Genomic DNA, 14,622 nt, shown 5'->3' on the forward strand with positions numbered 1-14,622 from the left:
GCATGAAATCCTGTCACCGCGACATTCAAGAGCGGCAAGGCTTGCGCAAGAGAGCGGCTGGTCAAAAGCGCTGTCCGGCATCGGCTGCAGAGGAGTTTTGTGGTGTTTTGCCGGCATGAGCGATGTCATGCCCGGCCGCATGATTCGGGCCGTATCTGTTGCGCCTGTGTGTTGGCGCTGTGCCGCTGTATTCTGCCCGTTTTGGTGCTGTTGCTCCTGCCCCTTGCGGGCAACTCGTACAGCCTGCAGCAACCCGCCGGAAAACCGGGGATGCGAGTGCTGGTGCTGGATTCCAATGCCCGGGATTTCCCGGCCTCCCTGTTGGTGGAACAGGGGCTGCACGAGGCCCTGGCCGCCGAGCCCAATCTGGCGCTACAACTTTCTTTTGAGTATCTGAGTCTGACCCGCTTTCGGGGCAAAGCGCAGCGTGATGCTCTTGTCTCTTTGCTGCGCCAGCGCTACAGCGGTCAGGTGGATTTTGTCATCGGCGTCGGTGTGGCTGCCGCCCTCTTCCTCATGGAATACGACAGCCTCTTTCCGGGAACCCCGGTCCTGCTCAACGGCATTCCGGAAACGCTGGGGGAACGTCTCCGGCATTCTGCCCTGCGGGACAGGCTGAGCTGCATCGTCGAGCCGAACAGCACCCTGCACGCACTCCGTGACTCGATCCTGCGGCTCAGGCCGGGTACCCGGCAGGTTTACCTGGTTTCCGGTATCAGTGAAAGCGACCGGGTGCGTGCCGGCGCCATCCGGCAGGCCTTTGCCAGTCTTGCGGACAGGCTGCAATTCATTGATCTGAGTGGCCTGCCTCTGGGGGATATCCTGGATCGCTGCGCCACCCTGCCGCCGGACTCGGTTGTTTTCTTTTCCACCCTCTTCGTTGATGCCAAGGGCAGGAGCTTTGTGCCCAAGGCAGTGCTGCAGGCGCTTTCTGCCTCTGCCAGCGCCCCTGTCTTCGCCCAGTACGATCAGTACCTAGGCAGTGGCATCGTGGGTGGGCCCATGTTCTCCATGCGGCAGGCAGGCAGGAAGATGGGCAGGGTCGTGCTGGACTGTTTGCAGGGGCGTTTTCCTGAACAATCCTTTTTGATCGGCGCTGACACGAGCTCCATCCAGTACGACGCCAGGCAGCTACGGCGTCATGGCATTGACATGCGGCTTCTGCCTGCCGGCGCCACCGTGCTGTTCCAGGAAATCAGCGTCTGGGACCAGTACAGGCATTACTTCATTGGCGTCGGCCTCCTGCTGGTTCTGCAGTCGGCACTCATTGTCGGGCTGGTGGGCACTTTGCGCCAACGCCAGCGGGCCCAGGCGGCCCTGTATGCCAACCAGCAGGAACTGGAGCGACTGGCCGGTCGTCTCATCTCCTCGCAGGAAGAGGAGCTGAGTCGTCTGTCCCGGGAATTTCACGACGATTACGCCCAGCGGCTGGCAGCCATGGCCATCGAGACCGGGGCGCTGGAACTGCAGTGCCAGGATATCGGGCCGGCCTTGCCGGGTCGGATTGGCCATATCAAAAACCGGCTCATCAACCTGTCCGACGATGTCCATGCCCTGTCCCGGGAGCTGCATCCCAGAATTCTGAAGGATCTGGGCCTGTCACGGGCACTTCATTCCCTGTGCCGGCACTTTTCCGACCGGGAGAGCTGTCCGGCGATCTGCCGTATCGACGCAGACAGTGACGACATCCCCGAGGATATAGCTCTTTGCGTCTATCGGGTTGTGCAGGAAGGCCTGCGCAATATTGCCAAGCATGCCCATGCACAGCGGGTGGATATCGATATTCGGCATACGACCGGCCGCCTGTCGGTGAGCATAGCGGACGACGGAGCCGGTTTTGATCCGCACAGGGTGCGCCATATCCCGGGCATCGGACTGGCCAGCATGCGCGAGCGGGTGCAGTATGTTCGGGGCACGTTCACCATCCAAACTGCGCCGGGGCAGGGGACAGTGATCCGGGTCACGGTGCCTCTGTCGGAGGAATATCATCATGAAAAAAGCGCGGATCGTCCTGGCCGATGATCATCGGTTGGTGGCCGAGGGCCTGCGAGGTCTTTTGGAGCCGGATTACCAGCTCGTGCGGATTGTGGAAGACGGGCGGGCGCTCCTTGAGGCGGTGGACCGCCTGATGCCAGATGTGGTGGTGGCGGACGTATCCATGCCGCTTTTGAATGGCATCGAGGCGGCGCGCCAATTGAAGAAGAGGCACCCGGCCATCGCTGTCGTCTTCCTCACCATGCACATCGACGTGGCCTACGCGGCCAGCGCCTTTGAAGCAGGCGCCTTGGGCTATGTGCTCAAGCATTCCGCGCCTGCCGAGCTGCTGACAGCAATCAGTTGCGCTCTCAGGGGCCGCACCTACATCACGCCCCTTTTGGCCGGAGAACTGCTCGACTACCAACGCAGGCGGCCAGAGGACGGGCAGCAAGACCCGTTTTCCCGGCTGACCTGCCGCCAGCGCGAAGTGCTGCAACTGCTGGCCGAGGGGCTTTCGGCCAAGGAAGCGGCGGCGGTGCTCGGCATTTCGGCAAGAACGGTCGAATTTCACAAGTACGGCATGATGGACAGCCTGGGCCTGAAAAGCTCGGCGGAACTGCTGCGCTTTGCATTGGAACACGGGGTCAAATAGCGCAGCCGCCTGTTGCCTGACCGCTCCATGCACCGCTATAGGCCCCCCATTTTTCCCTCCTGCCAGGACAGGCTGCTGCTCTCTTGGTTCCTGACACCGGTAAATTTATCTGCAAAACCCGGTAATTTTTCGAGTATTCAGAAGCGTTCTCTCAGGTTTTAATTCCTCCTGAACGCCGCATGAAGCGCCTGATTGCGATATACGTTTTTAACGCATGGGAGGAACGAAACATGAGCTTGGGAACAAGGGCAAAATATGCGTTCTACAGCACCGCTGCCATCTGCCTGCTGACAACTGGCCAAAGCCTTGCGGCGGACGAGACGCCGCATAAGACCCAGGAGATGGCGGAAGCCCAAAAACAGGCATCCACCCGCATCGGCCCCACGAGCGGCACACCGGTCAACACCATGATCAGCGGCGGCGGGGTTATTGCCAGGGGCAAGCTGCTCACCCAGGTGAACAGTTCCTTCCGGGACAAGGATGATATCGTGGAAAATGCCGGAGCAGGCGCCAGAACCTCGAAACAGCTCATTGCTCTGCTGAAGCTGCGTTATGGCCTGACCGATAATCTGGAAGCGCTCTTGGTGCCCGGTTATATCTATGTCCATCGGGATGCCTACGACCGTTTCGACAGCGACCATCTGGGTGGCCCGAATGATGCCAAATTAGGCATCAACTACGGGATTTTGCAACAGAAGCAGGGCGATCCTTTGAGCCTCTGCCTGACGCTTGGCCTCAACCTGCCGACCGGCCAGTCCGGAGCCAGGCACCCGCCGGGCAACGATGTCTGGTCCTACAACGCCGCTTTGGGCATCACAAAGGTCTGGCCATCCGGCCACCGCATCGACGGGGCGGTCGGGTTTACCCAGCCTACGGAAACCGGCAACCTGGGCGTGCGCAAGGATACCTCGTTCACCCTGACCGGCAGCTATCGCTACATCTTCAATCCCAACTTCGATGCTGGCCTGGAATTTACTGTGGAAAACAGCCGGGAATGGCAGCAAAACGGTGTGGACATGCATAACGGCTACACCGAAATGTACGCCGGCCCGGCCATCAACGTCAATTTCCCGGATTGGGGCATGTGGGTGGGTATTGGGGCCTACCTTCCGGTCTTCAGGGATTATGACGCGCCCACGGCAACGGATGACATCCGTATTGACTTCAAACTCGGCAAGATGTGGTCCTGGTGAGCGCAGCGGCTTCAGGGCTCGGGCAGCCCCAGGCCGTTTCCATGGGAGCGACTTGCCCTGCGCTGTAAAAAAATCTTGTGCCGGCTCAAGATCTGCTTGGCTCGTGTGCCGATCAAGACTGCTGACTTTCATTGAGTGCCACCTTTTGTTTTGAAGTGTGAAAACTGAATGAGCCAGTCTGATACCCATTCAACATGAAGGAGATCGCCATGCGTAAATTCGTCGCCTTTCTGGCTGGCGCAGCTCTTTGCGCCGTTCCCGTTTCTTCCCAGGCCTACGAAGCCATCTGCGGCCCCTTGGGTGTACTCCATTACCAGAAAGAAAAGTCCTACGGCGGTTATGTGCTCTACACCAATCATCGGGGCGGCACCAGGACCTACCTCATTAATCTTGAGGGCAGCGTGGTGCACGAATGGAATCACGGCCGTGAGGCCTTCATGGCCGAACTTCTGCCCAACGGGCACCTGCTGCGCGTCGAACAGGGCCCCGGTTCCCCGGTGACCTTTGGCGGCTGGCACGGAACTCTGCGCGAATACGACTGGGACGGCAACGTGGTGTGGGAATACACCATCCGCGACAAGAACAGGGTGGCCCATCACGGCTTCGACCGCCTGCCCAACGGCAACACCGCCATGCTCATCTGGGAAAAGATGAGCTGGGATGAAATGATCGCCAAGGGGCGCGACCCCAAGGACCCGACCGTCTACAAGGACGGTTTCAAATACCCCGACGGCAAGGTGCTGGAAGGCGTATGGCCCGATGCCATCATCGAGGTAGATCCCAGCGGCAAGATCGTGTGGGAATTCCATGTGAAGGATCATATCGGCACGGCCAAAGACCAGTGGGATCCGAACTATCATCTACCCTTCGGCTATATACCCGCGTACTTCGCCGGCCCGGACTGGACGCACTGGAACTCCGTACGCTACAATCCCAAGACGGACCAGTATCTGGTGAACTCCCGCGACTGGGGTGAAATGTACATCATCGACCGCAAGACCAAAAAAATGGTCTGGCGCTGGGGCAACCCCTACGCTTACGGCGCGGGCAGCAAGGAACAGGGCTATGCCCGCAACGGCGATCAGATCCTCTTCGGTTCCCACGACTGTAACTGGCTGCCCAACGGTAACCTGAGCATCTTCGACAACGGCACCATGCGTCCCAGCGGCAACCACAGCGCCGTCTATGAGATAGAACGCGACGGCACCTTCAACGGCGGCAAGATCGTCTGGTCGTTCAAGACCAAGGACTCGAACAGCTTCTATTCCGATTACCAGAGCGCGGCGCAGAAGCTCCCCAACGGTAACTGGCAGATCACGTCCACCAACAACGGTCACGTGTTCGAAGTGACGCCCGACGGGGAAGTGGTGTGGGAATTCGTGAACCCCATGTCTGGCGACGAACCCTACTGCGTGAGGAAGGACAAGAATCCCTGGACGCAGATTCACCGTGCCTTCCGCTATGCGGCCGATTCTCCGCAACTCAGGGGTCGCGATCTCAAGCCCATCCGCAAACTTGCGCCTTCCTGCCCCGACTGGCAGACTCTCCTGAAATACAAGCCTTCCCCCAACGGCGACGAAGCCCCGAAGGTGGAAAACACCCCTGCCTCTGACCAGAAAGGCTCTGATTACGCCATGCCCAAGAAGTAATGGATGAGCCCTGCCAGGCGGCCATGCCTGCTCCTGCCCCGGTCGCTCCGCAAGGAGCGACCTTGTTTTTGCCTGACCGGAACCCTGGCATGCGAAAAACTCGCACCTGCGGCGCGGCATTCTCCGGAAAAAGGCCCGGCAGAGACTGAGGAACGCCGGAGAGCCGCTTCCCCGGTAAACGGAAAACGAGGCCCCCGTCCGGCAGGGAGAAAGCCCGTTGCGGCGTGTTGCAGCGGAGACCTTGCCTCATGTGCCCCGGGGGCGGCATGGGTGCAGCGCAGGAATGAACCCCGTTCGCTGTATTGCGCAGCCGCCACAGGGGTCGCCCTGCCGCAGTAAAAAAACCTTGTGCCTGGGGATAAGAAAAGGGCGCCCTGAAAAATCAGGGCGCCCTCTTTTTCGAGCCGGCTTGACAGAGCGGGATCAGCCAATCACGGCCAGCACCGCATCCTTGGCAACCGAGTCGCCAGCCTTGCAGGGCAGGGACTTGACCGTGCCGTCGCAGGGCGCGGTCAGGCTGTTCTCCATCTTCATGGCTTCAAGCACCACAATGGCGTCACCTTTCTTGACCTGGGCGCCAACTGCCACGTCGTACTTGATGATCAGGCCCGGCATCGGCGCGGTGAGCGGCGTGCCGTCAAGCGCCGCCGGGGCCGGTGCTGCTGCCGCGGGCTTGGCGGCGGCTGCCGCTGCAGGTCGGGGTGCTGCCGCCGCTGCCCGCGGAGCGACGGCCACGGGCTGATAGTCGCCGGTTGGGTCAACATCCACACTGAAGTACTCGCCATCCACAAAGACGTTGAAGGTGCGGACATTGGGGGATTTCTCCGGCATGCCCTTCTCCGGAATTTCGATCACCTTGCCCTGGCGCGCCTTGTTGACCAGATCCTGCATTTTCCTGGCTTCTTCCAGGGTAATCTTTTTGTCGCCCGGAGCCACGTCGGTCTTGCCATACTTCCACTCCAGAAACTTGCGGCCTGTAGTCGGGAATTGGGCATACAGAATGACATCGTCCAGATCCTTGGCCAGTGAGCCGATTTCCTGCTTGGCCTTTTCCAATTCCGGCGCCAGCTCGTCGGCCGGACGTTTGGTGGTGGGCGTCTCGCCCCGGGCATAGCCTTTCAGCGCCTTCTTCTGCACTTCCGGATTGATCGGCACCGCGGTCTTGCCGTAGAGACCGTAGCACAGGTCCTTGACCTGGTCGGTGATCTTGCTGTAGCGCTCACCCGGAGGATCCAGCAAAACGTTGTTCACGGTCTGCACACCCACGATCTGGCTGGTCGGGGTGACCAGCGGCACCTGGCCCAGGTCCTTGCGCACCCGGGGCAGCTCCTTGAACACGTCGTCAATGCGGTTCAGGGCATCCATGGCACGGAGCTGGTTCACCAGGTTGGAGAGCATGCCGCCCGGGGTCTGGTGCAGGAGCACGTTGATGTCGATGACCGACGTCTTGGAGTTGTCGAGGAGATGCCGGTACTTGGGCAGGATCTCGCGTTCCATGATGGTGTCGATCGCCACCAGTTTCCTGATGTCAAAGCCGGTGTCGCGGTTGGTGCCCAGCAGCGCCATCACGATCGGCTCGATGGCCGGGTGGGAGGTGCGCAGCGCATAGGGGCTCATGCAGGTGTCGATGATGTCCACGCCGGCTTCAATGGCCTTGAGCATGGTCATGTCGGCCATGCCCGAGGTGAAATGGCTGTGCAGGTGAATCGGGAGCCTGGTTGCCGCCTTGAGCGCCTTGATCAGGTTATAGGCGTCGTAGGGCGCGAGCAGGCCGGCCATGTCCTTGACGCAGATGGAATCCGCGCCCATGCTTTCCAGATCCTTGGCCTTGCCCACATAATAATCGAGATTGTAGACATCTCCGCCCAGACGGGGCTCGGTGATGGTGTAGCACATGCAGCCCTGGAAGTGCTTGCCGGCCTTTTTGATGGCCTTGACCACGGTCTCGAAGTTCCGGTAGTCGTTCAGGGCGTCAAAGGTGCGGAAGATGTCCATGCCGTTTTCGGCAGAGCGCTCGACAAAGGCAGTGGCCAGATCGTCGGCATAGTTGCGGTAGCCGACCAGATTCTGGGCGCGGAGCAGCATGGAGAAAGGGGTTTTCTTGATGTATTTCTTCAGGGTGCGCAGACGCTGCCACGGATCTTCCTGCAGGTAGCGGTGCATGGTGTCGAAGGTGGCGCCGCCCCAGGTTTCCATCGCCCAGAAGCCGATTTCATCCATCTGCTCGGCAACCGGGATCATATCCTCGGTACGGCCGCGGGTGGCAAACAGGGACTGATGCCCATCGCGCAGGCTCAGATCCTCTATTTTGACGGGGTTCTCCGCTTTGGGCCGGTCCGGAGCATAATTCATTGTGGTCATCTGCACTTGATCGCTCATGGTCGAATTCTCCTGCAATTCATTGTCTTGGGTACTGGTTTCTACAGCATCAGAACGCTTTCATCTGGATAAACCGGCGCATCTGCATGATTTCCTGGCGGCCGGACAGGGCCCACAGGGGCGGCCCCACAAGCGGTTCCGCAGGCGCATCCAGGACAGCGAGCGCGGCGGCGGCTTCCTCATCCTGGAGATAGGCGTTCACGGCGGCAATCGCTGCGATTTTTTTCTTTTTCAGGTCTGCCATTCGTGCCTCCTGATGGAGTGGGTTCGGGAAATGGGCCAAAGGCCAGCTTCCCAAAATTACAACGGAATATTGCCGTGTTTTTTCATGGGCAGCGTGTCCCGCTTGCCCCGGATGGATTCCAGGGCATTGATGATGCGGGCCCGGGTCTCTGCCGGTTCGATGACTGCGTCAATGTAGCCCCGTTCAGCCGCGCAGTAGGGGTTGGAAAAGTTGGTGTTGTACTCCGCCTCCTTTTCCGCCAGAAAGGCCTGTGCGTCTCCGGCTTCCTTGGCGCCTTTGGCGTAGAGCACTTCGACCGCGCCCTTGGAGCCCATAACCGCGATTTCGCCGGTGGGCCAGGAGTAGTTGATGTCGGTGCGCAGATGTTTGGACGACATGACACAGTAGGCGCCGCCGTAGGCCTTGCGGGTGATGACCGTGACCTTCGGAATCGTGGATTCCGCATAGGCGTAGAGCAGCTTGGCGCCGTGGCGGATAACGCCGCCGAACTCCTGGGCCGAGCCGGGCAGGAAGCCGGGCACGTCGACAAAGGTGATGATCGGAATGTTGAAGCAGTCGCAGAAGCGGACGAAACGCGCGCCCTTGTCGGAGGAGTTGATGTCCAAAACGCCCGCATAGTAGGCGGGCTGGTTGGCGACAATACCCACGCTTTTGCCGTTGTAGCGGGCAAAGCCGATCACGATGTTGGGTGCGAAGTTTTTCTTGATTTCGAAAAAGATGCCGTTGTCCACTGTGGCGGTGATGACCTTCTTGATGTCATAGGCCGCATTCGGATTGTCCGGGATGATGTCGTTCAGCTCCGGAGCCGGGCGGTTGATCGGGTCGTCGCAGGGGGTGTCCGGCGGATTTTCCAGATTGTTCTGCGGCAGGTAGGAGAGCAGCTCCTTGATGTAGCGGATGGCGTCGTCTTCATCCTCGGCCGCGTAGTCGGTCACGCCGCTGGTGGTGGTGTGCATGACCGCCCCGCCCAGGGCCTCGGTGCTGATGTCTTCGTGCAGCACGGTCTTGACGACCTTGGGCCCGGTCAGGAACATGTAGGACTGCTCCTTGACCATGACAATGAAGTCGGTCAGGGCAGGCGAGTAGACCGCGCCGCCGGCGCAGGGACCGAAAATGCCGGAAATCTGCGGGATGACCCCTGAAGACAGCACGTTACGGGTGAAGATCTCGGTATAGCCGGCCAGAGCCTCGATGCCTTCCTGAATGCGGGCGCCGCCGGAATCGTTCAGGCCAATCACCGGAACGCCGTTCTTCATGCCCAGATCCATGATCTTGCAGATCTTTTCGGCCAGGGTGCCGGAAAGGGAGCCGGCCAGCACCGTGAAATCCTGGGCATAGATGTACACCGGGCGGCCATTTATTCTGGCGCTGCCGGTCACAATCCCGTCACCCAGAAACTTGTTTTTCTCCATGCCGAAGTTGTGGCAGCGGTGCAGCTTGAAGGCGTCGTATTCCTCGAAGCTGCCGGGATCGACCATGGCTGCGATGCGTTCCCGGGCGGTCTTCTTGCCGGCTGCGTGCATCTTGTCAATTCTGGCCTGCCCCCCGCCTTGGAGAGATAGGGCGCGTTTCTGTTTGAGTTCCTCTAACTTCTCTCTTGTGCTCATGCTTTCACCTTGCAGATGTTGCGGGAATTGCGGGGTCCAACAGAAGAAAGGGGGCCTGCCCCGGACACGCCGGAGCAGGCCTAATAGTTCAGACCTTAAAATATTTCAGACCTTATAAACCTGCTTGCACAGCTCGCCCAGTTTGCCCAGGTTCTGGCAATGATGGATGCCGCAGCGCTTCATGGCCTCGATCTTGGCAGCCGCCGTGCCCTTGCCGCCGCTGACAATGGCGCCCGCATGCCCCATACGGCGGCCTGGAGGCGCGGTGAGGCCGGCAATGAAGCCGACCACCGGCTTGTCCGGCATATTTTCCTTGATCCATTCGTAGGCGTCTTCCTCGGCATTGCCGCCGATCTCGCCAATCATGACCACAGCCTTGGTCTCGGGATCCTTTTTGAACTCCTTCAGGCAGTCAATAAAGCTGGTGCCGTTGATGGGATCGCCGCCGATGCCGATGCAGGTGGTCTGGCCAAAGCCGGCCAGGGTGAGCTGATTGACCGCCTCGTAAGTCAGCGTTCCGGAGCGGGAGACAACGCCCCAGGGGCCGCCAGGCTTGACGATGGAGGCCGGCATGATGCCGATTTTGCAGGCGCCCGGGGTCAGCAGGCCCGGGCAGTTGGGGCCGATCAGGCGAGTCTGCGGACGGGTCAGCAGGTAGTTTTTGACCTTCATCATGTCCAGTATCGGAATGCCTTCCGTGATGCAGACCACCAGCTCGATGCCTGCGTCAATGGCTTCCATGATGGAGTCGGCGGCAAAGCGCGGCGGTACGAAGATCATGGAGGCGTTGGCGCCGCTGGCCTTTCTGGCCTCGCGCACGGTGTTGAAAACCGGCACATCGTCCATCTTCTGGCCGCCTTTTCCGGGCGTTACGCCTGCTACGACCTTGGTGCCGTATTCAATGCACTTGCGGGTATGGAACATGCCCTCCGAGCCGGTGATGCCCTGGACGAGCAAACGGGTATTCTTGTCAGCGAAAATGCTCATGCTATCCTCTCAATGTATGGGGTTCTGTTGAACAGCGAGTGGGCCTTGAACTCACTTCACCATGGCTGCCACTTTTTCGGCAGCATCGTTCAGATCCTTGGCCGGGGTCAGCTTCAGGCCAGATTCGGATTCGGAGAGAATCTTGCGGCCCTCCGCCGAGTTGGTGCCTTCCATGCGCACCACGACCGGCACCGAGAGGTTCAGTTTTCTGGCCGCGTTGACCACGCCGTGGGCCAAAACGTCGCAGCGGAGAATGCCGCCAAACACGTTGATGAGGATGCCCTTGACGCGTGGATCCGTGGTAATGATGCGGAAGCCGTTCTCGATGGCCTCTTCGCTGGCGCTGCCGCCAACATCCAGGAAGTTGGCCGGAGATGCGCCCGCGAACTTGACGATGTCCATGGTGGCCATGGCGAGTCCGGCGCCATTGACCATGTTGCCCACATTGCCGTCCAGATGGATGTAGTTCAGCCCGTACCTGGAGGCGTCGATTTCCTGGAGATCTTCCTCGTCGAGATCGCGCATTTCCTGGATGTCGGGATGGCGGAACACAGCGTTGGAGTCAATGTCCATCTTGGCGTCCAAGGCGAGGATATTGCCTTCGGCGGTGATGATGAGCGGGTTGATCTCCACCATGGAGCAATCGTAGTCCATAAAGAGCTGGTAGAGATTTTTGACCAGCGCGCCCATCTGCTTGTGCAGTTCCTTTTCCAGGCCCAGGCCAAAGCAGATCTGGTTCAGGTGGAAGCTCTGCACGCCGGTCACCGGGTTGACATTTACGGTGATGATCTGCTCGGGGCTCTCGGCCGCCACTTCCTCGATTTCCATGCCGCCGGCCTGGCTGCAGATTATGGCAACCGTTGCGGTGGCGCGGTCGGGGATGATGGAGAAATACAGCTCCTTCTTGATGTTGAGGCCTTCCTCAACCAGCACCTTGCGCACCAGTTTGCCTTCCGCGCCTGTCTGTTTGGTGACGAGCTTCATGCCGATAATGGAATCGGCAACCGGTTTGACATCGGCCCTGGTCTTGGCCAGTTTGACGCCGCCGCCCTTGCCGCGGCCACCCGCATGCACCTGGGCTTTGACAACGACCGGCAGCCCGAATTCATCGGCAATCTTTTCGACTTCCGCTGAGGTCAGGGCCAGTTTGCCCCTGGGTGTGGGGACATTGTACTTCTGGAACAGTGCCTTGGCTTGATACTCGTGAATTTTCATAGACGCCATCCTTTTTGCGGCGACTCCAGAGCAGGGAGCCTGCCAGGGGAGGTTGAAGGGACTGCTTCCCTAGTGAGCGGATACGAGGGGCGGAAGAAAGCATACACTGCGGGTTCATGAGGTGCCTTGCAGAACGGTTGTCGCATATTGCATGCGCGTTGGCGGACGAGAAGCCTGCACCGGGACGCTTCAATGTTGATCGGCAATGTACAATGATTCAGCACCCAACATGAAACAATTATTTAAAAAAAAAAGCACCTGGCGTCAAGCTCTAAAGTGTGGGATATCCTGGGCCTGCCGACGTTCCAAGCCCTTGGCTGGCAGGGGCAGGAGCAGGAAAGCAGTGCCCCGCACAGTGCGCGAAAGGAGGGATCTGCAAGTTGCAATTTGAGTACTGGGCACCTGATCAAACATCGTATTTGTGCGCTTGTGCAGTCGTCCTGGGGCACTGGCAATCAGTTGCTCCGTTCTCTTTGAAAACTGCCGCCCTTTGGAAAATATTGTCGCAAAAATCTATTGTTCTTTTCATGCGTGCTGCGCGCCACCTCGCCGCCGCTGTAATCTCACAGGTCCGCTATCCGTTCCGGGTACGGGCGCGGCGATGCAATGCCCGGGACAGCGTTTCAGGCCTTCGCCAGCCGCAGACCTAGCTGGTAGGCTTTTTCCAAATCACGCGGGAACTGTTGTTCATGCACCCGCTTTTTGCTCTCCGGGTCAAACATCCCATGCATGTATTGGGAATAATCTTTGAACTGTAAAGTATCATTGATGGTCATCCATTCGGATGGACCGTGCAGAAGCATGCCCAGATATTTAACATAATTTTTGATGATTGCATGATAACCAAATTCTTCCATGATCTGTGCATCTACGTTCATGGTACATATAAGCCCACTGGCAATTTTCCCCTTGAATTTGCTGATTTCATTCTGGTTGTATGTAGAATTCATGAAGAGCAGTCGTTCAAAAAAAGCAATCATGGACGATTCAATGTTACTGAAATATATTGGTGTTCCCAGAATCAATACGTCTGACTGCATAACTTCCACCAAAATTGGTTGCAAGTCGTCTTTCAACACACAAATCTCTGCGTTATTATGCAGAAGCTTGCAGGCAAAACAACTGGAGCAACCCTTGAAGTTCAGACTGTAAAGGTGTATCATTTTTGTTTCTGCGCCCACTGCTGTCGCTCCTTCCAATGCTTTTCCCACAGCCTGTGCGGTATTCCAGTTTTTTCTGGGGCTGGCATTGATGCCCAATACCTTTTTCATGTTTTTTGCCTCTTGTGGGTGTAGTTGATGATTTTGCCGAGTTTCTACTGCCCCGGCGACATTGCCTAGGCCCGGTGCAGGTGGCCACAGGTGTCCAGCATTTTATCGTACAGCCATTTTTTCAGTAACTCCACAGGTTGCCGCTGCTCCGAATCGGCAAAGGGTATGTGGATGTTGCCTTGGATGCTCAAATCCGGTAGATGCTCACTGCCAAAATGCACCGCTCGGTCAGGGTGAGAAAAGGTACAAAGGACAGGGCGGGATTCTGGTAGAGTTGGCAGCACCAACAACCACTCAGCCAGAAGGAGCCCGCCATGTCCCATAGCCATCTTACTCTGGAAGAACGCATCAGGATCGAAATATTTGTGTCCATGGGCCTGAGCTGCCGGGAAATGGCCAGACGCCTGGGCAGGAGTCACAGCACTGTTTCCCGGGAGCTGCGCCAAGGCAGATCCAAATCCGGCTGTCGTACCCGGACTGCTGATTGCCGGTCCCGAAAAAAACGAAAGATGCTGCGCCATGACGCTGCACGAGCCGCTCCGATCTGGTCGCTTAGGTTGATGAGAAGCTCCGTAGCGACTGGTCTCCTGGGCAAATTGCAGGCCGCATTCGCCCTGGCAGCGCGGCACCAACGAGAATGGGGGGGCCTGCTGCGACAGTACTGCCCAAGAGGCATCAGCTTGCACAAAATCACGGAAAAACAGATCAGGAACGTAGTAGAACGGTTGCATAAGCGGCCTCGCAAATGGTAAAATTACCAGAATCTCGCTGAATTTTTTAAGCATAAATTCACTGGTGCAGTTGCAAGTTGAATGCATAAAATAGATCATAAATCACCGTTATCCTCCATCCTTGGCAAGATCCGCTCCTAGTCGCTCTCCAATGTATCGCAGTAACGGAGCCACCTGAGTGAGTTGATATGCAACTGGCTGATTCTCAGATTGCAGTAATTTCGACAAGAACTCCCAATCATCAGAAAGGTTACCGATATCCAATTCTTTCGGTTCCTCGAACTCATATACATCTCTGCTGGGAATATTCCAGTAATTCTCCTTTTCAAATTCAAAAAATTTTACCCCTCTTGTATCCATAATATGGTTGAAAAGGCGGTCAATGGTTTGTTTCAATTCAGATAAGTCTATCTGCATTACTTGCGTCCTTTCTTTCGTTCACATTCTTCCTGTATCCTCTTAAAATTCTCTATTTGACCGAGAAGACTTTTAATTCGACCAGTGAAAATATGCTCTTGTCGATCTGGATGAGTATTGAGCATAAGCTCTTTGTTCTCCATTGAAAAAGATCTCTAGTGTACTGCCGCAGCTTATCTTGATACTCTTTAAGCTGATCTCTCAAAGCCTTACATGGATCTCGACACTCACCATGTCTTACTGGATCTCCGCCAATATTCTGTTGAAGAAGTTGCAGCAATGCTCATTGTGAGTAAAAAA

Annotated in this window: 11 protein-coding genes and 1 pseudogene; 5 read left to right on the forward strand and 7 right to left on the reverse strand. The window is 57.7% G+C overall.

Annotated features, from left to right (window positions below; translation table 11 throughout):
• The first annotated feature begins 102 nt into the window (after positions 1-102).
• The 4 genes from CAY53_RS02865 to CAY53_RS02880 all read left to right on the forward strand — a co-directional run bounded on the left by CAY53_RS02865 (position 103) and on the right by CAY53_RS02880 (position 5,471).
• Complete coding sequence (locus CAY53_RS02865) at positions 103-2,022, forward strand: sensor histidine kinase (protein ID WP_181040384.1); 1,920 nt, start codon at positions 103-105, stop codon at positions 2,020-2,022.
• Positions 1,991-2,629, forward strand: coding sequence for a response regulator (locus tag CAY53_RS02870; protein ID WP_104935849.1), 639 nt, complete (start codon positions 1,991-1,993; stop codon positions 2,627-2,629). Before CAY53_RS02865 ends, CAY53_RS02870 begins: the two co-directional genes overlap by 32 nt.
• A gap of 230 nt (positions 2,630-2,859) precedes the next feature.
• A complete protein-coding gene (locus CAY53_RS02875) occupies positions 2,860-3,822 on the forward strand; it encodes a transporter (protein ID WP_181040386.1) in 963 nt (320 codons plus the stop codon).
• A 209-nt stretch (positions 3,823-4,031) separates the two neighbouring features.
• On the forward strand, positions 4,032-5,471 hold the full coding sequence (locus CAY53_RS02880; protein WP_245874859.1) for an aryl-sulfate sulfotransferase: 1,440 nt from the start codon (positions 4,032-4,034) through the stop codon (positions 5,469-5,471).
• Positions 5,472-5,894: 423 nt separating this feature from the next.
• Here CAY53_RS02880 and CAY53_RS02885 read toward each other — a convergent pair whose 3' ends face one another.
• The 6 genes from CAY53_RS02885 to CAY53_RS02910 all read right to left on the reverse strand — a co-directional run bounded on the left by CAY53_RS02885 (position 5,895) and on the right by CAY53_RS02910 (position 13,174).
• A complete protein-coding gene (locus tag CAY53_RS02885) occupies positions 5,895-7,850 on the reverse strand; it encodes a pyruvate carboxylase subunit B (protein WP_104935852.1) in 1,956 nt (651 codons plus the stop codon).
• A gap of 49 nt (positions 7,851-7,899) precedes the next feature.
• Positions 7,900-8,094: a DUF8022 family protein gene (locus CAY53_RS02890; RefSeq protein ID WP_104935853.1), complete on the reverse strand. Its 195-nt coding sequence runs from the start codon at positions 8,092-8,094 to the stop codon at positions 7,900-7,902.
• 56 nt (positions 8,095-8,150) lie between these two features.
• Positions 8,151-9,701: an acyl-CoA carboxylase subunit beta gene (locus CAY53_RS02895; RefSeq protein WP_104935854.1), complete on the reverse strand. Its 1,551-nt coding sequence runs from the start codon at positions 9,699-9,701 to the stop codon at positions 8,151-8,153.
• 105 nt (positions 9,702-9,806) lie between these two features.
• A complete protein-coding gene (sucD, locus tag CAY53_RS02900) occupies positions 9,807-10,688 on the reverse strand; it encodes a succinate--CoA ligase subunit alpha (protein WP_104935855.1) in 882 nt (293 codons plus the stop codon).
• A 51-nt stretch (positions 10,689-10,739) separates the two neighbouring features.
• The gene (gene sucC / locus CAY53_RS02905) at positions 10,740-11,903 is read right to left on the reverse strand and encodes an ADP-forming succinate--CoA ligase subunit beta (RefSeq protein WP_104935856.1); all 1,164 of its coding nucleotides are present in this window, start codon (positions 11,901-11,903) and stop codon (positions 10,740-10,742) included.
• Positions 11,904-12,526: 623 nt separating this feature from the next.
• Positions 12,527-13,174, reverse strand: coding sequence for a flavodoxin family protein (locus tag CAY53_RS02910; RefSeq protein WP_104935857.1), 648 nt, complete (start codon positions 13,172-13,174; stop codon positions 12,527-12,529).
• A 597-nt stretch (positions 13,175-13,771) separates the two neighbouring features.
• Between CAY53_RS02910 and CAY53_RS14050 the strand changes: the two are divergent.
• Positions 13,772-13,926: pseudogene (locus CAY53_RS14050) on the forward strand (IS30 family transposase); the annotation flags it as partial.
• Between the two features lie 87 nt (positions 13,927-14,013).
• On the opposite strand, the gene CAY53_RS02920 reads toward CAY53_RS14050, so the two are convergent.
• Positions 14,014-14,322, reverse strand: coding sequence for a hypothetical protein (locus tag CAY53_RS02920; protein ID WP_104935858.1), 309 nt, complete (start codon positions 14,320-14,322; stop codon positions 14,014-14,016).
• Positions 14,323-14,622 lie beyond the last annotated feature (300 nt).

The organism is Desulfobulbus oralis (assembly GCF_002952055.1).
Taxonomy (GTDB): Bacteria; Desulfobacterota; Desulfobulbia; order Desulfobulbales; family Desulfobulbaceae; genus Desulfobulbus; species Desulfobulbus oralis.